Here is a 23,395-nt window from a genome sequence, read left to right as displayed (position 1 = left end):
CGACGTTTTTGCGTCAGCAGGGCCAGCAGCGCGGCGTAGGAAAAGAGAGTGGGTCTTGGTGCTTAGGCTTGTTCGGCCGACAGCAGCGGCTCGGGGTGCGTGTCTATTACCTCCTGCGGGTTGTGCTTGTGCTTGAACAGCACGACAAACAGCACAGCAATGGCCAGTGAGTAGCCCGCAAAGGCTAGCCAGATGCTGGGCCAGTCTTTGGTGTTGTCAGCGTTGGTAAAATACTGCTCGATAACGACGCCGCTCACCAAGCTACCCAGTACTGCGCCGAAACCGTTGGTCATCATCATAAACAAACCCTGGGCGCTGGCGCGAATGGACGGGGCGGTTTGGGTTTCGACGAACAACGAGCCAGAGATGTTGAAGAAATCGAAAGCCATGCCGTACACGATGCAGGAGAGGATGATCATCCACAGCCCGTCGGCGGGGTTACCGAATGCGAACAGGCCGAAGCGGAGCACCCAGGCAATCATGCTGAAGAACATCACCTGCTTGATGCCGAAGCGGCGCAGGAAGAAGGGAATGGCCAAAATGAACAGCGTCTCGGAAATCTGCGAGATGGACATGATGATGGCCGGATACTTCACCGCCAAAGTATCCTGATAAGCTGGGTTCTGGTCGAAATCGTGTAAGAAGGTGTCCCCGTAGGCGTTGGTGAGCTGCAGGGCCGCGCCCAGCAGCATGGCGAACAGAAAGAAGGTCAGCATTTTCGTGTCGCGCAGCAGGGCAAAGGACTTCAGACCCAGCACGTCGACCAGGGAGCGGCTGGGCGTGTCTTTGGCCGTAGGCGGGCACTTGGGCAGCGTAAAGGAGTAAACACCCAGCAGAATGGCGGCGCCGGCGGCGATGTAGAACTGATTGGCCGACTTCTCGAAGCCCAGCAGGCTGACTGTCCACATAGCCACGATGAAGCCAATAGTGCCCCATACCCGGATGGGCGGGTAATCCTTCACCACGTCGAGTCCTTCGCGCTTGAGCACCGAGTACGACACCGCAATGGACAGAGCCAGCGTGGGCATGTAGAATATCATGTTCAGTAGCATCACCCAGAACATGGTGCCCGGGTCGGTAACCAGCGGCACGGTAAAGAGCACGATGCCGCCGAGGATGTGCAATGCGCCGTAGAGCTTTTCCGCATTCACCCACTTATCGGCCACAATGCCCATCAGCGAGGGCATGAAGATGGACGCAATGCCCATGGTCGAGAAGATGGCTCCAAACTGGGCTCCCGACCATTCCTTGGTTTGGAACCAGTACGCCCCGATGGTTATCAGCCACGAGCCCCAGATAAAAAACTGGAGAAAGCTCAGGATGGTAAGACGCAGCTTAGTACTCATGCGGGTGTAGTTGGGAGGGAATTGGGAATGATTAAGACCATAAAGATACAAGTTTTCCGCCTTGACAAATGGCCACTTACAACTGCCCTGCTGACAACTAAAAAGCCCCGCACGGTTACGTGCAGGGCTTTTTGTGCGAATGACTATTTTATTGCCTGCACCGGGCAGGCCAGTCACTAGGCGGGTGTAGCCTCCTGGTAGCGGCGGTTTACCTCGTCCCAGTTAATCACGTTGTAGAACGCCTGAATGTAGTCGGGGCGGCGGTTCTGGTAGTTCAGGTAGTAGGCGTGCTCCCACACGTCGAGGCCCAGCACCGGAATGCCTTTGCAGCCGGAGTCGGGCATCAGCGGGTTGTCCTGGTTGGGCGTGGAGCAGATCTGTAGGTTGCCGTCGGTCATTTTGCAGAGCCAAGCCCAGCCCGAGCCGAAGCGCGTGGTAGCGGCCTTGGCGAATTCTTCCTTGAACTTGTCGTAGCCGCCGAACGACTTCTGGATGGCCTCGGCGATGGGGCCGTTAGGCTCGCCGCCGCCGTTGGGCGACAGGATGGTCCAGAACAGTGAGTGGTTCCAGTGGCCACCGCCGTTGTTGCGCACCGCTGCCGGAGCCTTGGCAATGTTATGCATGATTTCCTCCAGGGACTGGTTTTCCATGTCCGTACCCTGGATGGCATTGTTCAGGTTGGTAACGTACGCCTGGTGGTGCTTGGTGTGGTGGATTTCCATCGTCTTGGCGTCGATGTGGGGCTCCAAAGCATCGTTGGCGTAGGGCAACTGGGGCAGTTCAAAAGCCATAGCTATTCGTTGTGAGGGTTTTGGGGATTAGTTGGTATGCGTAAGCTGGGTGGTGGAGTATAACCGTCGAAACCAGTCGCGGGTTACGTACTGGTACGGAGGCGGCCAAAAGTACTTATTTCCGCTTGGCAGCAAAGAAGCGCTGCATTAAAGTTGAGGATTCCTCGGCCAGCACCCCGGTGACCACCGCACAGCGCGGGTGCAGCAACTGCCCGTGGCGCGAGTAGCCTACTTTGGGCTCCGGGGCACCATAAACTACACGTGGCACCTGGGCCCAGGCCGTAGCCCCGGCGCACATTACGCAGGGCTCCACGGTCACGTACAGGGTGCAGCCGTGTAGGTATTTGTTGCCGATAAAGTTGGCCGCGGCCGTCAGGGCTAGCATTTCGGCGTGGGCTGTCACGTCGCGTAGCTGCTCGGTTTGGTTGTGGCCGCGGCCGATAATCTGGCCCGTAGCGGTGAAGGCTACCACGGCTCCGATGGGAATTTCGCCCTGTGCGTAGGCTAGCTCGGCTTCGCGCAGAGCCTGGCGCATGAGACGTTCGTCTTGGGAAGTAATTGGCATCGGGAGCAAAAGTATGGGGAAGGAAAAAACCATAGCAGCGGCTGCCCCTTGAATCCTTCGGCAGACTGAGTTGCCAGGCTTGTCTGCCGCAGCCAGCTTTTGCTACGTTCATCAGGATGCCGAACTCAGCGGACTTCAAGTTTGAAAACAAAAAAGCCCACTGCTAAAGTCAGCAGTGGGCTTTTAAAAGAATGGTCTTTATTAGACCTTCTTCACTTCCGGCGCCTTCACGTTGTCGTCGGGGTTGCGGTCGACGAGCTTGTTGAAGGGGTCGATACCGACGCGGTCAGGCTTGTCGGGCACGGTGAATTCGATACGGTTCTGGCCCGGTGTGAGGCGGCGCTTCTGCAGCACCATGGGTACATCCAGGTACTCGCCGTTCTTGCCTTTTTTGCGGCTGATAACGGCCACATCAATCAGGTCGCGGGACTTCATATCCTGCGTTTCGTTGCCCAGAGAGTCGGCGTACAGCTTCTTGGTGTTCACCGTGAACTGCACGCGGTACTGACCGTTGGGTAGCTTGCGGTATGAGGCCGAGTCCACCTTGTTTTCGTAGAGCGTAATCTTCTCAAACAAGTCCGTTACCACGTACTGCATGGAATCGGGCGTGTGCTTGCGGATGTAGCTCAGGAACTCCACCGAGTTGGTGAACGGGGCACGCTGGTAAGCCACCTTGTCGCGATATTCCTTGATGGCCGCGTTTACGGTGGCCTCGCCCAGGTAATCCTGCAGCGCGTACATCACCAAGGAGCCCTTACGGTAGTGGATGTAGGGCTGGTTTTCCACCAGGTACAGCGGCACTTCCTTCTTGCGCTCGGCGGTGCGGCCGGAGAGGTAAGAGTTCAGCTCGTACTTGAGGAACTTCTTCATCTTCTCCTCGCCGTAGATGTGCTTCATTACCATCATGGCGCCGTACTGGCTTAGCGTTTCCGACATCAGGGTGCCACCCTGCACGTTGCCACCGATGATCTGGTGCGCAAACCACTGGTGCGCTACTTCGTGGGCCGTCACATAGAGCGGGTAGTCGATGTCCTTGGGGTCGGTAGAGTCCACGTCGGCCACGAAACCAATGCTTTCCGAGAACGGAATCGTGTTTGGGAAGGCCTGGGCAAAGCTTTGGTAGCCCGGGAATTCCAAGATGCGCACTTGCCGGTGCTGGTACGGGCCAAAGTTGGCGGTGTAGTACTCCAGGCCTTTTTTCACGCCCGTAGCCATGCGCTTGAGGTTGTACTCGTGGCCGGGCTGGTAGTAAATCTCAATCGGAATGTCCTTCCACTTATCCTTGTACACGGCGTAGCGCGCCGAGAGAAAGGAGTAGAAGTTGAGAATGGGCGCGTCCATCTTGTAATGGAAGTAGCGGCGGCCGTCCTTGGTCCATTCCTTCTGCAGGTAGCCGGGCGCAATAGCAATCTGATCCGGTGTGGTGCTCACCGTCGTCTCGAAGCGCACCCAGTCGGCGTCGTTGCCGAGGTAAGTGTTCATGCGGGCGGATGAGTCGTTTACCGAAGCCATGCGCGGCTTGGCCTTCAGGCCCTGCTCCTTGCGCACGTCGTCGGAGCTAAGCTCGATGCCGGGCTGGTAACCGATGTGTGGCAGCAGCTCCGAGTTGATGAAGGTACCGTTGTAGACGATGTCGGTATTGGAGCCACTGTTGCGGAAGCCGGGATTGGTGTACGCCAGGTCGAAGAGCAGCTGCACCGAGTCGCCGGGCTGCAGCGGCTGCTGCAGGCGCACGATGCGGTAATCGATTTCGCCGATTTGCTTGTGCAGCACTTCCTTGGCCGGCCGGCCCAGTTCCAGCTTTTTCACCTCAGCCTCGGTGCCGCCCACCAGGTGCACCGAGTCGATGGCCTGCGGGGTGCGGTTGAGCAGCCAGTAGGAGCCGCGCAGGAATACGTCGCGGTCTTCGGGGAACAGGTCAGCATCTACCTGCACGGCCACAATGCGCGGCTGCGGGCGCTTCTCGTAGCGCTTGAATTCCTTTTCGTACTGAGCCATCAGCTCCTCGTTTTCATCGGAGGTACGGTAGCGGTTCAGTACGTTGGTGTTGTAGTAGATGTAAGCGCCCACGCCGGCAAACACCAGCAGCGCCACCCCGGCAAGCACGCGCAGGGCAGGGGAGAAGCTGTTCTTGGCCTGCGTCCAGCGCCAGGAAAAGCGCGTTTCGGTGCCGCGTGGCCACAGCAGCGAGCTGGCCAGGGCGAGCAGAATGGCGAAGGCCGCCCAGTACAGCTTGAAGGTGAAGTACGGCCAGATGAAATGCCCAAAGCCGTTCATGGCCGAATACCGCACCCCGGGGTCCGAGTTGAAGGAGTACAGGTTGTGCTCCAGGCCCAACTGGCCTTTGAAGATGTTGAAGGCGTAGTACAGCACCATCACGAAGTGGCCCATGTACTTGTTGTTCGTCAGTACCTGCACCAGCATGGCCAGCACGCACATCAGCCAGAAGTCAATGAGGCGGAAGCCAAAGAGCTGCTTGACGTACACGTCCAGCTCGTAGTTGAAGTACCCTTTGAACGTCTGAAGCAACAAGCCGCACACCAGCACCACCAGCAGCAGCACCACCTGAATCAGCATCAAAGCACCCAGTTTGGCCGCGAAAGGCACCCAGCTCGGCATCGGCATGGCATCGTAGATCTGGTTGACGCGGGCATCCCGCTCGCGCCACACCAGTTCGCCGGCGTAGAACGTGATGATGATCAGCATGAACAGGCTAAACGAACCGCCCAGCACCTGTACTACTACCGGCGTAACCGGGAAGGTATTGGTGCCGAACATCTTGCCCACCTGCATACCCGATATAATCAGGAACAGCATACCGGAGCCGGCAATGCCGATGAAATACACGCTGCGTACGATGCTCAGGAACTCCAGCCGCAGCAGGCGCCCAAACTGTGCCCAGGCCAGACCGGCCGTGAAGCGCGGCTGCACCACCGGCAGGCCACCCTTCGGCACCTCAGCCACGCCCAGCGCCCCAGCCTTCGGCCGCGGGCCAGAGTCAGCCTTATTGGCGAAGGAGAACCGGAAGACAAAGTAGCAAGCAGCCAGCACCGCCAAACCGATGCCGCCCCACAGCAGGCGGTTGATTATGACGTACTCGCTCCAGGGCATCAGCATGGTGTTGCGCTCGGCCACCGTCCAGTAGCGCTGCGTGAGGTACACCGCGCCGCCGCCCAGCGGATCGAGCAAGTATTGCACGGTGTCGTTGTCGATGTCTTGCTGCAGGCTCTGGCTGATGAAATACAGCACGAAGAAGCCAATGCCGCCCAGGTAAACGGCCAGCGCCGAGCGGGTGAGCGTGGCGGCCGTGAAGAAAATGGCGCCCGTGAGCAGCAGGTTTGGGATGATCAGGGTAAGGTATGGCTGCACGTAAGCCGCCAAGTGGTTCGGGCCGATCTTATCAGCATCGAGCGAGGGCCACAGGGTGCCCAGCCAGGCGCCCACGCCGGCACCTACAAACACCAGCAACAAAATCAGGAATGAGCCCAGAAAGCGCCCGCCCAGGTAGCCAATTTTGCTGATGGGCGCGGTGTAATACAGTGAATGCGTGCGGTGCTCAAAGTCGCGGAAGACGGGCGTGCCCATGATGGCCGAGGTAATAAACACCCCAAACATGCTCAGCACCATTAGCAGCCAGTTGATCTGGTACGGCGAGTTGGCCAGCACCTTGCCGCCGGCCGCGTCGCCGATGATGATGCCGCCACCAAAGGCCCCGCCCAGCGCAATCATGAGCAGGAAGGCCATCAGGGCCAACAGCACAAAGTAGATGTACGTTGCGGGCCGCTTCAGCCGGTAACGCAGCTCAAAAAGAAAAATCTCAAGAAACATGACAACCAATATTGGGCGTCCTGCTGAGCTTGTCGAAATATCTCTACCGCTTTGGTCACGCGATAGGGGTTGCTATCAGTAGAGATGCTTCGATAAGGTCAACATGAAGCGTTTTCTATGCTTTTACCGCGTTAGCTGCCACCTGCTCAGCCGCGTGAATGCGGGCGAAATACACGTCTTCCAAGGTGGGCTCCACGCCTTCGAACCCGTTGCCGGGCTGCGCGATGCTGTGCACGTGAATGATGGTTTGGCCGGCAAACAGGCGCGAGGAAATCACCGAGAACTGCTGCTGGTAGGTGCTTAGCTCCTCCTTGCGAATAGTGCGGCGCCAGATCTGCCCGCGCATCTCCTCGATGGCCTGCACCGGGTCGCCGGTATAAAGCACCTGGCCCTTGTTGATGATGGCAAACTGGCGGCACAGGTCCGACACGTCGGACACGATGTGCGTGGACAGAATCACGATGCGGTCCTCGCCGATTTCGGCCAGCAGGTTGTGAAAGCGGTTGCGCTCCGTCGGGTCCAGGCCCGCGGTGGGCTCGTCAACAATGATGAGGCGTGGGTTGCCGAGCAGGGCCTGCGCAATGCCGAAGCGCTGCTTCATGCCGCCGGAGTAGCCGCCCAGGTTCTTGTTGCGCACGTTGTAGAGGTTGGTCTGGTGCAAGAGCGCATCCACCACCTGCCGCCGCTCGCTCTTATTAGCTATGCCCTTCAGCACTGCGAAGTGCTCGAGTAGCTCGGCCGCCGTCACCTTGGGGTACACGCCAAACTCTTGAGGCAGGTAGCCCAGCACCTGCCGCACCCGCTCCGGCTGGCGCAGCACGTCGATGTCGCCCAGCTGAATGGAGCCTGAGTCAGCCTCCTGCAGCGTGGAAATGGTGCGCATCAGGCTGGATTTGCCGGCACCGTTGGGGCCGAGCAGGCCAAACATCCCCGGCTCGATCCGCAACGACACGTCGTTGAGAGCTTTAGTACCGTTGGGATAAGTTTTGGAAAGGTGTTCGATGACCAGTTCCATGGGCGAAAAAGCGTTAAGGTTAAGGAAGCGTTGAGAAGCAAGGAGAAGATAAGGTTTGCCGTGGATCCGTGACTCAAATGCCTGATTTTGTGCAAGCGAAGCGCTGAGCCGGGAAGGCAAACAAACCTATAAATCCGGCCGGCGCAACGGCCGGATTTTCTACCAACGGCACCGGCAAACCCGGCAACGCCCATTTGGGTGCCGCGTAGCCAGCGACTCGTAGCGAGGCCGCTACTCAGGGAGTTGGGACCCGGCCGGGGGCTATTGGGGCGGTAGAACGTGGTGGTGGTCGATTGGGCCGGCACCAGCTCGCCGAGGAATAGTATTTTCGTGGGTTGGCGGATTGTCTAAATGACCGCCGCTGCTTTTACTGGTGCAGTTTATGTCTGACTTTCTGAAGCGTAGCTCTTTGTCGCTGGCTACCTGGTGGGCCCGGCCGGCGGCGCCTTCAGCCGTGCCCATGGGCATTCACGCGCTGCTGTGGGCACTGCTGTTGGGTACCAATTTTCTGCGGCTGATGCTGCGGCGTCTGATGGATGGGCCCGTGGGCTGGTCGTGGCCGTTGATGGTTGCCGATCTGCTGCTTACGGCAGCTACCTACGCGGGGCTATTCTACATCACCTGGCTGGTCATCGTGCCCGACCACCAGCGGCGGCAGCGGCCGGTGCGCTTTCTGCTCGTAATTCTGCTAGCCGTCAGTCTCACCGGCATCGTGCGCATGACTACCAATGCCCTGCTGGGGCTGGTGCATTTTGGGCCCGCCGACTCGGAAGTGCTGGTACAGCAGCAAAAGGAAGTAGCGGGCGACTCGCCCATCGACCAGTTTATGGCAGGCCTGCGCGCCGGCTACAATGAAGGGAAAACCGACGCAGAGGCGGACCTGCCCGAACGGGGCCGCACCACCGGCGCCAACATCGTACCGGCTGCCCTGCTGATCATGCTGCTGGGCATTTACCTACGCCTCGGCAACGACCATCAAAACGAACAGCGCCGCCGCCGCGAAGCCGAGCGCCAGCGCCAGGACTTGGAAAAGCAGCACCTCGCAGCGGAGTTGTCGTTGCTAAAAGCCCAAATCAACCCGCACTTTCTTTTCAACACGCTCAACAACATCTACTCGCTGGCCAGCGAGCAGGACCCCGAAGCGCCCGCCGCCAACGCCGTGCTGCAGCTGGCTGCCCTTATGCGTTATCAGCTCTACGAATCCAACACCGAGGCCGTACCGCTGCACAAGGAAGTGGAGCACCTGCGTCATTTTCTGAGCTTGCAGCAGCTACGCTTGCCCGGGGCCGGCCCAGAGTGTCTGTATTTTGAAGTGGAGGTAAACGAGATGGTCCCATACATGCTGGCGCCTATGCTGCTGCTGCCGCTGGTGGAAAACGTGTTCAAGCACGGCGACCTTGCCGCCCGCCCCCATGTGGCGCAACTGCACCTGCGCTTAGCCCAGGGGCAGTTGGTGTTTCAGGTGCGTAACCGCCGCCGTGCCCCGCGCCCCGGCCCGGCCCAGCCCGGTGGGGTAGGGTTGGCCAATCTGCGGCGGCGCCTGGCGCTGCTCTACCCACTCCGCCACGGCCTGCGCATTGATGAAACCGCTGACGAATATTGCGTCACGCTGACTTTGGCACCAGCCGCAGTACCTGCTGCTGCGCCAGTTGCTGCCCCGGCCTTAGCCACTGCCTAGCTTTCCCGTTGTAATCTTCGCCGCCATGGACCTGCCCCCAGCTCTGCCTTCCCGCGTCCTTACCTGCATTGCCGTCGATGATGAGCCGCTGGCCACGGCTGTGGTGCAGCGCTACTGCACGCAACTACCGTTTTTGCAGCTTGTCGGTACGTTTCACGATGCCATGTCTGCCCTGGCCTTCTTGCAGAGTACGCCCGTCGATGTGGTCTTTCTCGACATTGAGATGCCCGGCCTCACGGGCATCCAGCTGGCCCAAATTCTGCCGCCCGGCCGCGGTACCCGAGTGGTGCTCACCACCGCCTACGACCAGTACGCCGTGCAGGGCTACGAACTGGGCGTGGCCGATTACCTCATGAAGCCCATTAGCTTCCAGCGCTTTGTGCAGGCTGCCAACCGCCTCCACCAGAGCGTGGCGCCCGAGCCAGCTGCCCCAGCCGCCACACCGTCGGCCGCGCCCGAGCACCCCATGCCCGCTGTAGCGCCCGATGCCATGTTCGTTAAAAACGAGCACCGCCTGCAGCGCGTCGCCTTCGACGACATCCTTTATATCGAAGGCATGAAGGACTATCTGATGATCTACACGCTGGAAAACGGCAAAATCGGTAAGATCCTCACGCTACAATCGTTCCGCCGGGTGGAGGAGGTGCTGCCGCCGCAGCGCTTCGCCCGTATTCATAAATCCTACATCGTGGCCCTGAACCGCATAGAGCACGTGGAGCGCAGCAAGGTGCAGATTGTCGGCCGCCTGCTGCCGGTGGGTGATGCTTATCGCGAAGGGTTCATGGCGCTGATCCGGGCTTATAACCAACTGTAACGGCCAAGCAGGACTCGTTGGCAACTGCTTTTGTTGCCTTTCGTGGGTGGGGCTCTGATGCGTAGCTGTCTTTCACCCTTAACGCAGGCCAAGCGCGGGATAACCCCTAATTGTCTGATACCCCAACGTCAAAGTCCTCAAAGCTTACGCAGGCCTTGAGGACTTTGGCGTTAAAAGGCTGGATCGGCTATTGCACGGATAAGGTGCGCGAACTTACACGCTGGCCTTCATGTACGTGGCAGTGATAGAGGCCTGCTGGCAAGCCTGCTAAGTCAAGAGGGAGCTGGCGCTTGCCGCGAGGCAACGCACGGTCCGCCACACGGCGCACCTCGCGGCCCACGGCATCGAGCAACAATACCTGCACGTGGCCGCCTTCGCACTCAAATTCTACCGTGGCCCGCTCACGTGCCGGATTGGGGTACACACTGAAATGCGCCACCTCTAGGTTCGCCGCCGAGGAGCTGCCGTTCACCACGCTCGGCCGGATGATGGGCACGTACGGAAACTGCCCGGTAGCGGAGGGCAGTAGCGCATTAAGCGTGGCTTGCGGCACCCGAAACCAGTCTTTCAGAATACTGGCGTAAATAGCCCGGAAGTCAAACTGCATCGGCACGTTGTCGTTTACGCCGGCATTGGCGGGCAGCGTCGGGTTGTTGCCGTGGATGATGGGGTTTACGCTGGTGCCAAACACAATAAGCGGCGCGGCTGCACCGTGGTCGGTACCCTTGCCCGAGTTGGCCTTGATTCGGCGCCCAAACTCCGAAAACGTCATGCCCACCACGCGGTCCTGCACATTCAGGCGGCGCAAATCGTCTTGAAATGCCTCGATGGCCACCGATATCTTGCCCAGCAGCGCAGCGTGGTTGCCGGTGGTGGTGCTACCCGTGGCCGGTACTTGGTTTACGTGCGTGTCGAAGCCGCCCAGGTTGCAGACGTAAATGCGCGTTTGCAAGCCGCCGGCCACCAACTGGGCCACTATTTTGAGCTGATCGGCGAGGGTGTTCTGGCCAGCCGTGGGGTACAGCGGCGAAAGGTTTTGGGCCCGGCCAGCTGCCTGTTGAATGGCTGTGAGGTACACTTGCGTCTGCTGTACCACGCGCCGGATAAAGGTGAGTTCGTGGCCGGCGGGGGTATTGGGGGCTGTGTCTACGCCGCCGCTCAGCAGCTGATAAAATGATGCCGTGCTGGCAATGGCCATGCCCATATTCACCGTGGGGCCCTGCACGCAGTTGCTCACCACCGAACCAATGCTAATAGCCAGCGGATCGGGCGCCTGGGCATTGGGGTAGCCGGTGGGGAAGCTTGGGTACTCGCCGTCGAGGTAACGGCCGGCCCAGCCCGAGGTGACGGTCACGTTCGAATCGGAGCCGGAGGTCCAGATGTCGGTAGAGCGGAAGTGCGAGCCATTGGCATTGGGGTAGCCCACGCTCTGCACAATGCCAATTTTGCCGTCGTCGAAGAGGTTTTTGATGCCGGCCATGGCCGGATGGATGCCCGTGGTAGGGCGTAGCGTGAGCACCTGACTTTGCGGAATGGCAATGTTGGCGCGGGCGGCCATCAGGGCAGAGTACTGATCGAGAGGAATAATGGTGTTCAGCCCGTCGTTGCCGCCGTTTAGCTGAATCAGCACCAGTACTTTATCGGTTTGGGTGGCGCCACCCGTAATATCAAACAGCTCGGGCGAAAAGCCGTAGGCCCCCACGGGCATGCCGCCCATCAGCGTTGGAAGCACCGTAACGGCGGCCGTGGTTTGGAGAAAATGTCTGCGTTTCATGAGGCTGAAGGAGTAAATGAATGGATGAATGGATGTTTGCCAAAGCCGCCGTGCTGGGCCGCTTTCAGTCATTCACTCACTTAGCTAAGTTGGTATTCGGCCAAGCCCATTACCTGGCGTACCAGGGCGCGGAGCTTGCTTTCCACGGCGTTACGCTTGGCCGTCACGGTGGGCGCCGCCAGGTAAGCCTGCCACTCCACGGTCCATTCAAAATCGGGCAGCCCGGGCAGGAGCGTGTCATTGAGAAAGGCCAGCTGATTGGCCGTCAGCGAAAAGGGTAGCAGCAGCTTGCTCAGCTCCGCAATCAGCAGGTTGCAGTCGGCAGCGGTGGCAGTCGGCAGGCCCAGGGCCCAGTCCACCATATCAATCTTGATGGTGTAGTTGCCGCCCGGGAAAGATGCCGTGTAGCCGTTTTGGCTCACGAGCTGGTCGGTAAACTGGTTGCGCCGCGGCATGGTCACCGCGTTGATCCACATCTGGTAGTACTGCGGAGTCTGCCAATAAGCCGGCCAGCCAGCCACGTTGGGCGGGTCGCCGAGCTGTTGTTGCTGGATTGAGGCCCGGTCTACCAGCCAATGCCAGATGCCATACTGAGCCAGCACATTGGAGGCCGGCGGAAAGGCAATGGGCAGCTGACGGGCCGTGCCGAGCACCAGCTCAATGGGGCTCTTGATCATGCAGCCCATGCTCACTGCGTCGAAGAAATGCTCGCTGCTGAGCAGCGTACGCAACACTGGCGCCAGGTTATAGCCGTTTTGCTTGAGCTGCGCGGCCAGCGGCTGAATCACGTTCTGCTCCGCAGTCGTGTCGATGACGTAGTACACAAACCAGCGGTAGAGCTTGCGCACAAGGAATACGGCCGTCTCCAGCTCGTTGAAGATCATATCGATCAGCGCCTTATACTCCTGGTCGCCCTGGTTGCTGATGGTCTGGTTGGCAAAGGCGCTGCTGAACTGCTTGGTGGTGGTGTCGTGGCGCGAGGCCGTGAAGTAACCGTTGATGTTGGCGCCCGAGTCCTGCCAGCCGGTCAGGACCTTGGCCGCGGCCTGTACGTCGGCTTCGGTATAGGTGGTATAGTTGCCCGGCCCGATGAGCGGTCCTTTGCCTACCGTAAACAGCTCCAGTAGCTCGCGGGCGTAGTTTTCATTGGGTGCCCCCACACGGTTTTGGTTGCCGTTGAGGTAGCGCAGCATGGCGGGCTCCACAGTGATGTCCTTGGCCAACTGCTTGATGTTGCCGAGCGCGTGCCGGCGCAGCAGGGCCAGGTAGCTATAGCTGTACCGGCCCTCGTGGATGTCGCTGAACTCGACCACGAAGTGATTGTGCCAGAAAAGCGTCATCTGCTCCACCAAGGAGGTACTCTGCAACATCTGGCCGGCCCACCAAGCCCGCAGGCTCCGCATGCGCCAGTATTCAAAATCGTTGTTGAACGGAGCCGTTACCCATTGCCCGCCCACGGGTACACTAGTGTCATTGGCAAAGCCATTGACGGGCGGCGCTGGCGCGGCGGGGGCCGTCAGTAGGCGGTCCATTACCTGCGTTAGGGTTTGGCCAGCGGCGGTGTTTATCTCGGCGCGAGTAGGCCCAAAAGTGGTGCGGCGCAACAGATGCGCCGCCTGTGCATAACCCCAGGCCCCGGTATAGGGCGCTAGGCCAGCTTGTGTACGGGGCGCCGTTGGAAGGCTGGTATTGGCGAATCTGCTGACAGTTTCGCCGCCCGGCGGGTCGCCACCCCCTGCGTCAGGACGCTCAGGCACGGCCGCCACGGGTGCAGTAAGAACAGTAGCTGGCTTGCGGAGGAAAGCTCTGCGGTTCATAGGCCTTGGGTTGTGGTGGACGAAAGGGCTAGGTCCTAAAAGAGGGAATTGCACTAGTACTTACCACAGCCCAGCCGATGACTCTAAGAGAAGAAATCATTTAAGGATGAAGTCGAAACTAGTCGTACTGTCAATTGCATGTTAAAATATGGTTAAATTTGAATTTTAGCAAAAAAGGGCCCTCTTTTTATTGGGCACGTCCGAAGCTCTTTGCGCCCTCGATGGATTGATCAACTAGCTGAATGTGCAGCTATTGTTGCTGTCAAGCGACTGGTAGAAGCCAAAAAAGCCCCTGCTAATCAGCAGGGGCTTGCACGAAGATGGATTGTACTAAGAAAATATTCGGACTGGCCGAGCCTCTGATCTGTTACTTAAATTGAATGCTTTGCATCACCTCCTGCGCCACCGGCTGGTATTGGCGCTGCTCTTCCACTGAGCAGTTGAAGTGAAATACGTACAGCTGGTCCTTGTCAATGGCGTACTGCATCAGTTGATAGCGCTTAAGCGGAGCCATCATCTCGCGGCCACGGCGATTGTCCGACAGCGTTGAGACGAATTCCAAAACCACAAAATCTCGCTTGTTGATGGTGCGGATATCCTTACTGATGAATTCCACCTTGGAATAGGTCCGCTGCAGGTTCGACTCGTATACCTTGAGCAGCAGCGCGTAGTCGCGGTCGTTGAAGGTGGTTTGCTTGCTCGCCACGCTAAAGTCGATGCGCCCAGCTGGGTTGCTGAACACGGCCAACGGCTTGCGCGGAGCAGGGTATTTGACCGCAATGGCGTCGTCGGGCAGCGGCTGAAAGTCCTCGGGTACGCTCACCGATAGATTTTTAGCAATCTGTACCTTCCTCAGCTTGGGAGCCACAAAAGCGACAAGCAGCAGCAAAGGAAGTACCCACAGAACGGGGCGGAGCAATCGGGGAAGAAAAACGTTCATGGTATACATCGGCAGCAAAGTAACGCAGTCGGCTGCGGGAAAATTTCAGTCGTGCCGAAACGGTTAAAGGAGCTCCATGGAAAGAAAGAACGTCATGCTGAGCACAGGCGAACCAACGGGTCGGCGTAGCTAAGCATGACGCTCCAGCGTTAGGCAGGAAGCAAATTAGCGGCGGCCTCTTTTCTTCTTGGTGCTGCTCACCGGCGCCGAAGGATACTTGATGTTCACCTTCTTCCAATACAGGTAGTTGTCGATTTTGGCTTCCACAAGGTAGGTGCCGGCCGGTACGCGGCCCAGATCTACCGGCGCGCCGGTGTGGGTGGCTGGGTCCAGCGCCTGCGAGTACACCACAGCCTTTTTGTAGTTGGTGACGGTGAGCGTGCCGGGCTTGGTGAACTGCTGCGTGAAGCTTAGCAGCACGGTGTTGGAGTTGGGCTTCGGAAAGATATCGATGCCCGATAAGGTTTCCACGCGCTTCACGGCGCCATCGAGCACCAGCGGCTCAGCCGTAGTGGTCTTGGTCTTGATTTCAGTGCCGGTAGTTTCCGACTTGGTTTTGGTCTTGATCGTGGTTTGGGCCTGAGCAGCCGAAACGGACAACAGAACAGTGGCGGCGAGCAGCAGAGCGGAGCGTTTCATGAGAAAAGAAGTATGCCCGGACGGTGGTTCGGGAAAGCGTGGGATAAAGCTGATTTAAAGCGAAAAGCAGGGAGGTGAAGCGCCCTTTGCACATTCCGGGCCAAATTTACGAAGCCCATTCTACGTGTTCGTTGGCCCGATGGCTTATCCTATCTTTGCCGGCTCCAAATTTTGACTTGTCTGGCGGTGGCCAAACGCCGCCTTATTGCCTGCCCTTCGCGGCGGGCTTACCGTTTCCGACTATGCTCCGAACCCATACCTGCGGCGAACTTCGCCACGCCAATGTTGGCCAAACCGTTACCCTGTGCGGCTGGGTGCAGCGCACCCGCGACATCGGCGCCGTGCTCTACCTCGATCTGCGCGACCGGTACGGCCTTACGCAGCTGGTGTTTGAGGAAGGCGTGGAAGCCGAGGAAGTGCGCGAGCAGGCCCGCCAGCTCGGCCGCGAGTACGTGCTGTGCGTCACCGGTCGCGTGGCCGAACGCTACTCCAAAAACGACAAGCTGCCCACTGGCGACGTGGAAATTCGGGTAGAGAAGCTCGAAGTGCTGAACCCCGCCAAGCTGCCGCCCTTCCTTATCGAAGACGAAACCGACGGCGGCGATGACCTGCGCATGAAGTACCGCTACCTCGACCTGCGCCGCGGCGTGGTGCGCCGCAACCTGGAGCTGCGCCACCGGCTTGCCCAGTCGGTGCGCCGCTACCTGGATGGCCAGGGCTTCCTGGAAGTCGAGACGCCGGTGCTCATCAAGAGCACACCTGAAGGTGCCCGCGACTTTGTGGTGCCCTCGCGCATGAACCCCGGCCAGTTTTACGCCCTGCCACAGTCGCCCCAGACGTTTAAGCAGTTGCTGATGGTGTCGGGTTTCGACCGCTACTTCCAGATCGTGAAGTGCTTCCGCGACGAAGACCTGCGCGCCGACCGCCAGCCCGAGTTCACGCAGATCGACTGCGAAATGGCCTTTGTGGAGCAGGAAGACATCCTGCGCACCTTCGAGGGTATGACGCGCGAGATGTTCCAGCAGGTGAAAGGCTTCGACCCGGGCGAGTTCCCGCGCATGACCTACGCCGATGCCATGCGCCTCTACGGCTCCGATAAGCCCGACACGCGCTTCGCCATGCAGTTTGTGGAGCTTAACGCTGTGGCTCAGGGCCAAGGCTTCCCCGTGTTTGACAATGCCGAGCTAGTGGTGGGCATCAATGCTGCCGGCCAGGCCTCGTTCACCCGCAAGCAGCTCGACGAGCTAACCGAGTTCGTAAAACGTCCCCAGGTAGGCGCCACCGGCCTAGTGTACGCCCGAGTGGAGCCCGATGGCAACGTCAAATCATCGGTTGACAAGTTCTACTCGCAGGAAGTGCTGCAGCAGTGGAAAGCCGCGTTCAATGCCAATCCCGGTGACTTGCTGCTCATCCTGGCTGGCCCCGCTGACAAGACCCGCAAGGCCCTTAACGAGCTGCGCCTCGAAATGGGCCAGCGCCTCGGCTTGTGCAACAAGGAAGATTTCCGCCCGCTGTGGGTAGTGGATTTCCCGCTGCTGGAGTTCAACGAAGAAGAGGGCCGCTACTTTGCCATGCACCACCCCTTCACCTCGCCCAAACCCGAGGACATTCCGCTGCTTGAGACCAAACCCGGTGAAGTCCGCGCCAATGCTTACGATTTGGTAATCAACGGCGTTGAAATTGGTGGCGGCTCCATTCGTATCCACGACCGGGCGGTGCAGGCCAGCATGTTCAAGCTGCTTGGTTTCTCCGACGAGGAGGCTAAAGCGCAGTTCGGCTTCCTGCTCGATGCCTTCGAGTACGGCGCTCCGCCCCACGGCGGCATTGCCTTCGGCTTCGACCGCCTCTGCTCGCTTTTCGGCGGCGCCGACACCATCCGCGACTTCATCGCCTTCCCTAAAAACAACTCCGGCCGGGATGTGATGATTGATTCGCCGGCGGAGATTTCGCCGGCTCAGCTTAAGGAGCTGAGCATCGATACGAAGGTAGAAGTGGGGAAGTAATGTCCAACTGATGCGTATTTTTGAAAGCCTTGCCATTATGATAAAATGGCAAGGCTTTTCTTATGCGTGAAGTGCGGTATGACCAATCTCAGCCTTGGTTCTTTGTGGCTCTTGGTCTGTGCGTAATAGGCGGGGGAATTATTTATGCATTGCTTGACGATGCTTGGATAATCGGGGTAGTTATCGTGCTTGTTGGGGCGTTAATCGCGCAGCAGGGGCGTTTGCGGTTACAGGAGCAGGACGTTTTGTTACGCCTGACAGCCGACTGGGTCTGGACAAAAGAACTTGGCTGGCAACGATGGGAGGATGTAGATGTGCGGTTTGACCGTCATTATCAACAGGGAAGAGAAACCCAATTTGGGCGATTGGAAATTTCCCTTCCTAGCAATGCAAATAGGCGTTTCTTTGCAGGTATTAGCGGTTTAAATATCAGTTGCAACGAATTATTGATTTGGCTACGCCGAGCCGGCAAATATCCTAATTAGCTTATGCAAGAATCTGCCTTGTATCAGCATGAACTGTATTACGACCGCCGGTGGGCGGCATACAAGTTGTTTGGTGGTGGCGTGCTGCTGCCGAGCGGGTTGCTAATAACGATCTGGCAGCCCCGTTTTTGGGAGTGAGCGGGCTTGTGGTCGTACTCAGTGTGGGACTTGTTTGGGAGGGGCGCAAATGCCTCCAAGTTCAAGCTCCTCGGTTAAAGTTTGGTCAAGAAGGTATTTGGACGCCGACTTCAGCCTTTCACGCTTGGCAAGATGTATGGGCGCAGATGACATCCATAAGGCACCAGCAGCTGACAATGCGCGGCTGATAGCACTACTGCCAGTTCGGGTACTTGTATAGCCAACTCACACGATCATGTGAGGGCATTTGCGCAGCCGGTTTGCACCTGCTTTCTTGCGTGAAATGACGCGTCTCGGCTTTGGGCAACTTCGGGTGCCGCACTTTCTTCTTGGCTTAATCTGCTGGCTGCTAGCCGGTGAGGCGCTGGCCCAGAATATAACTTTCCGAACCCTGGCTACCCAGCACGGGCTGTCCGAAAACAGCGTGTACTGCATGGCGCAGGACGGCCGGGGTTTTCTGTGGTTCGGCACCCAAGATGGCCTCAACCGCTACGACGGCACCGGCTTCCGCGTGTTTCGCAACGACCCGCAGCGGAGCGGCAGCCTCAGCAGCAACTTCGTGCTGGCTATGGCCGCCGACGCGCAAGGCGGCATTTGGGTAGGCACGGGTGGCGGTGGGCTCAACCACTACAACCCGCTGACCGAACAATTCCGCACCTTCGAAGCCGGCGGCCCTGGCGCACTGTCCGACAATTTCATTCGGGCCGTGTACGTAGACCGCCAAGGGCGCGTGTGGGTGGGAGCCGAAGGGGGCCTGCACTTGCTCGATTCGCGCACGGGCCGATTTCGGCAGTTCCGGCACCCAGTTGGGGTAAGCAGCAGCGTCCGCGGCAATTCCATTCGGACCATCGTGCAAAGTAGTGATGGCCGCGTGTGGGCGGGCACCGGAGAGGGCCGCATCAGCTACGCCGACGAAAGCACCGGCGAACTAGTGACGCTGCCCGGCTGGCAACCAGCTGACGTTATCAAAGTGCTGGCGGCTACACGCGACGGGGGACTGTGGATTGGCACCGAAAACGAAGGCTTGCATTTTGTGAATCTGAATACCGGGCAGCAGCAGCACTATCAGGCGGGGAATGCCGGGCAGGCGGGGCGTTTGCCGTCCGATAAAATTGCGGCGTTGTTGATCGACAATCAGGACCGAGTCTGGCTGGGCACGGCGAATGGTTTGTGCCGCTTCAATGCCCAAACAGGCAGCTTCAGTGTGTGGCATCAGCAGCCCGGCAATCGGTTGAGCTTGCCCACCAATTCTATTTTGGGTTTGTTCCAAGACCGTTCGGGCCTGCTCTGGGCCGGCACCGATCAAGGTGTTTCCAGCTTCGACCCGCGCCCGAACGCTTTCGTGCAGCCTGTGCCAGGGCGGATCAGCGGTCCGGTCTGGGCTATTGCCGAAGATGCGCGCCGACGCTTGTGGCTCGGTACTGAAAGCAATGGCCTGCTGCGCTCCGACCCCCTCACCGGGGAACTGACGACATACCGGGCCAATGAAGATGATCCGCAGGCCCTGCCCGACGACTTCATCCGCGCCCTGCTGCCTGACCGCGACGGCCGGCTGTGGATAGGCACCCAAAGCAAGGGCTTGGCTTACCTTGATCCGGCTACCGGTCGGTTTCGCCGCTTCCGCCACAATCCTGCCGACCCTACTAGCCTCTCCGATGACTTTGTGCGCTGCGTGTACCTCGACCGGCAAAACCGGCTTTGGGTGGGTACCGAAGGCGGCCTCAATTTGCTGGACCCCGTAAGTGGCCGCTGCGCCGTGTACCGCCACAACCCACGCGACCCCCAAAGCCTGAGCAGCAACTTTGTGCGCTGCGTGTACCAGGATAGCAAAGGCCGCCTGTGGGTGGGGGTAGGGGGCGGCGGGCTCAGTCAGTTCGATTCCCGTACCGGGCACTGCCGCGTGTTCAAGGCCAACCCGGCCAACCCCCAAAGCCTGAGCAGCAATTTTGTGCGCTGCATGCTGGAAGACAAGCAGGGGCGCTTGTGGCTAGGAACCGAAGGCGGCGGCCTGTCGTGCCTGGTAGACGCAGAGAAAGGCGAATTCGTCACCTACCGTGAGCCGCAAGGCCTGCCCAATGACGTTATCTACGGCATGACCATGGACAGCCGCGGCGACCTATGGATGGCTACCAATAAGGGCATTGCCCAGTTCACGCCCAGCACCGGTCGCTTTCGTACCTATGACATCCGCGACGGACTGCCGCAGGACGAGCACAATGCCGGTGCTTATTGGCGCGGTGCCGATGGCCGCCTCTTCTTCGGTGGCCCCAACGGACCGGTGGCTTTCCAGCCCTCGGCCGTGCGCCTGAACCCCACACCGCCCACGGTGGTGCTCACGGGCTTTCGCAAGTTCAACCAACCGGTGCGCCTCGACACCAGCATCACCGAGCTGCGCGAACTGCGCCTCACCCCGCGGGACTACTTCTTCTCTATCGAGTTTGCGGCCCTGAATTACCGCCTGCCCGATAAAAACCAGTTTCAGTACAAGCTCGAAAACTTCGACGACAACTGGATTGAAGCTGGCAGTCAGCATCAGGCCACTTACACTAACCTCGACCCCGGAGCCTACACCTTCCGGGTGCGCGCTGCCAACAACGACGGGGTATGGAACAATACCGGCACCGCGCTGCGGCTCATTGTGGAGCCGCCATGGTACCAAACGTGGTGGTTCCGCATTCTGGCTAGCTGGTTTGTATTCGGCCTGCTGTTTTTGGCCTACCGTGTACGCGTGAGCCAACTATTGGCCCTGGAGCGCGTGCGCCACAACATCGCCCGTGACTTGCACGACGACATGGGCTCTACGCTCAGCTCTATCAGCATCTTGAGCCAGCTGGCTCGCACCCACCAGCAGCGCGGGAGTGTGGATCAGTCGTCCCAGTTGCTGGATCAAATCGGGGAGTCATCGCGGCGAATGCTCGACAGCATGGACGATATCGTGTGGGCTATCAACCCTGCTCACGATTCAATGGAATCCGTCACGTCGCGCATGCGCTCTTTTGCCTCCGATGTGCTGGAGGCTCGGGGTATCGATTTTCTATTCAAGGTGGCGCCCGAAGTGGTTGAGCACCGCTTGCCTATGCGCGCCCGCCGGGAGTTTTTCCTCCTCTTCAAAGAAGCCGTCAATAACCTGGCGAAGTATTCGAAAGCCGAATTCGCTTCTATCCGTCTCGACTACGAAAACCGCAGCCTGGTGCTGCGCGTGGAAGATGATGGGGTTGGATTCGATCCGCAGGCTCCAGCACAAGGTGGCGGCAACGGCATGACCAATATGCGCAGCCGCGCTGCGGCCATCAAAGCCCAGCTTAATATCGATACGGCCCCGGGCCAGGGCACCCGCATGGAGCTTCGCGTGCCATTGAAGTAGCACTTGTTCCTCTAATCAGTCGTAGTAGCGCATCACCTGATTAGCTACATTAAATGGCTCGCGGCGCTCTGCATCCGAGCTGCCAATCACATCATTATGCGGCTGTAGCGCGCAGGCCCGTTGCGTACCTTGCAGCACTTTACTACGCACCCCATACCCACCGTTCTGTCTTATGGAAACTTCTTCTACCCGCGTCCTGATTTACGAAGACAATCCCGATCTGCGCCTGAGCCTGAGCCATCTGCTCGGCGGCACACCCGGGCTTGAGTTGGTAGGGGCCCTCGGTAATTGTCAGCAGGTAGAGACGGACATTCCGCGCCTGAAGCCTGACGTGGTGCTCATGGACATCGATATGCCCGGCATCAACGGCATTGAAGGACTCAAGCGCATCAAGGCGTCGTCGCCGAAGGTGAGCGTGGTGATGCTGACCGTATTCGAAGACAACGACCGGGTATTCCAAGCCGTGTGCGCCGGGGCCGATGGCTATCTGCTGAAGAAAACGCCTCCTGCCAAGCTGCTCGACGCTATTGGGGAGGTGCGCGCCGGTGGGGCACCCATGACGCCGGCCATTGCTCGGCAGGTGTTGCGCCTGTTCCCTAAGCCCGTGGCGCCGCGTCAGCAGGAAGACTCGCCGGCTAACCTCAGCGCCCGCGAACAAGAAATCCTCGGCCTGCTGGTAGAGGGCTATAGCTACAAGATGATTGCCCACGACCGCGGCATCTCGCTCGATACCGTTAGGTCACACATCAAGAAGATTTACGAAAAGCTGCACGTGCGCTCCATGACGGAGGCCGTAAGCAAGGCCCTTCGTCAAGGGTTGACATAGGCTTTACCTCTGACTGGCTTTCCGAAAAGCCCCGACCGGGTCCCGGTCGGGGTTTTTGTTTGCTGGGCATCACATCGACATCACATAATCATGTGATTGCCGCGTCAGAGTTTCGTGCCGATCTTTAATGCGAGTCCGACACCATTAGGAGTCAGGCTATTATGTTCATATAATCAGGTTGCTATCATGTCTACGAAACCTCGTCGGCAACTGCTAATCTCCCTGCTTGGACTGTGTCTTTTTGGCCGTCCGGCAATGGCATAAGGCGGCTCCGCCGCACCGCGCCCGACACACCACCTGCAACCCGGCAGTTCTCCGGCGACCTGATGGATTGAGCATACCGCGCCCGATTGGCTACTGCCAATCGGGCGTTTTTTTGTGACCTGACTGAAGGTTTGTCCCCAAATCCATGCCCGGAGCTTGCCATTTCCGCTGGCTGGGGCCTATCTTCGTTACCGACCCTCGTTTAGCCGTGTCCTATGCAGCTGCTCCGCAACCTTAAGCTCACCGACGTTTTCGTACTCGATATCGAAACCGTGCCCTGCGTAGGCTGCCACGAAGAGCTCGACGGCATGCTGCAGCACCTGTGGGAGCATAAGGCCCAATCGTTGCGCCGGCAGCAGGGCTTTCCCACCTGGGGGGCCGAGGAACTGGAGCCCATGCCCGACCGCTTTACTGCAGCCTCGCTGTTTTCGCAGGCCGGCATCTATGCCGAGTTTGGCCGGGTGGTGTGCATCTCCGTCGGCTATTTCTACTACGACTCGCTGGAGCAACTGCGTTTCAAGGTAAAGAGCTTCGCCGGCGACGACGAAGCCAAGCTTCTGCGCGACTTCGTGCGCGCCTTGAGCAAGCGACCTACCTTCACGCTCTGCGCCCACAACGGCAAAGAGTTCGACTTTCCGTACCTGTCGCGGCGTATGCTCATCAACGGCGTGCAGCTGCCCCCACAGCTCGATATTGCCGGCAAAAAGCCTTGGGAGGTAAACCACCTCGATACGATGGAGCTGTGGAAGTTCGGTGACCGGAAGTCCTTCACTTCCTTGGCACTGCTAGCAGCCATGTTCGGCATTCCAACCCCCAAGGACGACATCAACGGCGCCGACGTAGCCCGCGTCTACTACGAGGAGCGCGACCTGCCCCGCATCGTGAAGTATTGCCAGAAGGACATCATTACTACTGCCCGCCTGCTAATGAAATTCCGCGGCGACGAGCCTTTCGCCGACGATGCCGTGGTGTACGCTGACCAACCAGAAATGGCCGTGGTGCGTGTCGCGTAGGGTTAATAAGGTAGTGGCGCCAATCATCCAGTGAAGGCATCTTTTGTAAGATGCCTTTTTTATGCTTTAATTCGTTTATTGAATAATATTTATTT

General features: G+C 58.9%; 16 protein-coding genes. 7 read left to right on the top strand and 9 right to left on the bottom strand.

Going from position 1 to position 23,395, the window contains the following annotated elements; translation table 11 throughout:
• Positions 1–62: 62 nt before the first annotated feature.
• From AC5FXY_RS06625 to AC5FXY_RS06605, 5 genes are all read right to left on the bottom strand, one after another.
• Positions 63–1,346 (bottom strand): nucleoside permease, encoded by a 1,284-nt coding sequence (locus tag AC5FXY_RS06625; RefSeq protein ID WP_493555859.1) that lies wholly within the window; start codon positions 1,344–1,346, stop codon positions 63–65.
• Between the two features lie 176 nt (positions 1,347–1,522).
• A complete protein-coding gene (locus AC5FXY_RS06620) occupies positions 1,523–2,137 on the bottom strand; it encodes a superoxide dismutase (RefSeq protein WP_493555858.1) in 615 nt (204 codons plus the stop codon).
• Positions 2,138–2,252: 115 nt separating this feature from the next.
• Positions 2,253–2,702 carry a nucleoside deaminase gene (locus AC5FXY_RS06615; RefSeq protein ID WP_493555857.1) on the bottom strand — a complete coding sequence of 150 codons (450 nt, stop codon included), beginning with the start codon at positions 2,700–2,702 and terminating at the stop codon, positions 2,253–2,255.
• Positions 2,703–2,903: 201 nt separating this feature from the next.
• Entirely contained in the window at positions 2,904–6,530 is a 3,627-nt protein-coding gene (locus AC5FXY_RS06610; protein WP_493555856.1) for an ABC transporter permease/M1 family aminopeptidase, read from the bottom strand.
• A gap of 115 nt (positions 6,531–6,645) precedes the next feature.
• Entirely contained in the window at positions 6,646–7,545 is a 900-nt protein-coding gene (locus AC5FXY_RS06605; RefSeq protein ID WP_493555855.1) for an ABC transporter ATP-binding protein, read from the bottom strand.
• A 382-nt stretch (positions 7,546–7,927) separates the two neighbouring features.
• Here AC5FXY_RS06605 and AC5FXY_RS06600 point away from each other — a divergent pair, with 382 nt between their 5' ends.
• Both AC5FXY_RS06600 and AC5FXY_RS06595 read left to right on the top strand, forming a co-directional pair.
• Positions 7,928–9,223 (top strand): sensor histidine kinase, encoded by a 1,296-nt coding sequence (locus tag AC5FXY_RS06600; protein ID WP_493555854.1) that lies wholly within the window; start codon positions 7,928–7,930, stop codon positions 9,221–9,223.
• 25 nt (positions 9,224–9,248) lie between these two features.
• Positions 9,249–10,037, top strand: coding sequence for a LytR/AlgR family response regulator transcription factor (locus tag AC5FXY_RS06595; RefSeq protein WP_493555853.1), 789 nt, complete (start codon positions 9,249–9,251; stop codon positions 10,035–10,037).
• 187 nt (positions 10,038–10,224) lie between these two features.
• Here AC5FXY_RS06595 and AC5FXY_RS06590 read toward each other — a convergent pair whose 3' ends face one another.
• The 4 genes from AC5FXY_RS06590 to AC5FXY_RS06575 all read right to left on the bottom strand — a co-directional run bounded on the left by AC5FXY_RS06590 (position 10,225) and on the right by AC5FXY_RS06575 (position 15,207).
• Positions 10,225–11,811 carry a DUF1501 domain-containing protein gene (locus tag AC5FXY_RS06590; RefSeq protein WP_493555852.1) on the bottom strand — a complete coding sequence of 529 codons (1,587 nt, stop codon included), beginning with the start codon at positions 11,809–11,811 and terminating at the stop codon, positions 10,225–10,227.
• Between the two features lie 80 nt (positions 11,812–11,891).
• Complete coding sequence (locus AC5FXY_RS06585) at positions 11,892–13,628, bottom strand: DUF1800 domain-containing protein (RefSeq protein WP_493555851.1); 1,737 nt, start codon at positions 13,626–13,628, stop codon at positions 11,892–11,894.
• A gap of 367 nt (positions 13,629–13,995) precedes the next feature.
• Positions 13,996–14,547, bottom strand: coding sequence for a hypothetical protein (locus tag AC5FXY_RS06580; protein WP_493555850.1), 552 nt, complete (start codon positions 14,545–14,547; stop codon positions 13,996–13,998).
• A 186-nt stretch (positions 14,548–14,733) separates the two neighbouring features.
• Positions 14,734–15,207: a T9SS type A sorting domain-containing protein gene (locus tag AC5FXY_RS06575; protein WP_493555849.1), complete on the bottom strand. Its 474-nt coding sequence runs from the start codon at positions 15,205–15,207 to the stop codon at positions 14,734–14,736.
• 242 nt (positions 15,208–15,449) lie between these two features.
• Here AC5FXY_RS06575 and aspS point away from each other — a divergent pair, with 242 nt between their 5' ends.
• The 5 genes from aspS (at position 15,450) to AC5FXY_RS06550 (ending at position 23,300) form a co-directional block, all read left to right on the top strand.
• Positions 15,450–17,210, top strand: coding sequence for an aspartate--tRNA ligase (aspS, locus tag AC5FXY_RS06570; protein WP_493555848.1), 1,761 nt, complete (start codon positions 15,450–15,452; stop codon positions 17,208–17,210).
• Positions 17,211–17,272: 62 nt separating this feature from the next.
• Positions 17,273–17,695, top strand: coding sequence for a hypothetical protein (locus AC5FXY_RS06565; protein WP_493555847.1), 423 nt, complete (start codon positions 17,273–17,275; stop codon positions 17,693–17,695).
• A 421-nt stretch (positions 17,696–18,116) separates the two neighbouring features.
• Positions 18,117–21,197, top strand: a complete 3,081-nt coding sequence (locus AC5FXY_RS06560; protein ID WP_493555846.1) for a sensor histidine kinase — start codon at positions 18,117–18,119, stop codon at positions 21,195–21,197.
• A 172-nt stretch (positions 21,198–21,369) separates the two neighbouring features.
• Positions 21,370–22,023, top strand: coding sequence for a response regulator (locus AC5FXY_RS06555; RefSeq protein ID WP_493555845.1), 654 nt, complete (start codon positions 21,370–21,372; stop codon positions 22,021–22,023).
• 479 nt (positions 22,024–22,502) lie between these two features.
• Complete coding sequence (locus AC5FXY_RS06550; protein ID WP_493555844.1) at positions 22,503–23,300, top strand: 3'-5' exonuclease; 798 nt, start codon at positions 22,503–22,505, stop codon at positions 23,298–23,300.
• The last annotated feature ends 95 nt before the right edge of the window (positions 23,301–23,395 follow it).

It is taken from the genome of Hymenobacter sp. FMD4, assembly GCF_058932745.1.
Note: the sequence above shows the minus strand (reverse complement) of the source record. Positions and strands in the feature narration are given on the sequence as shown.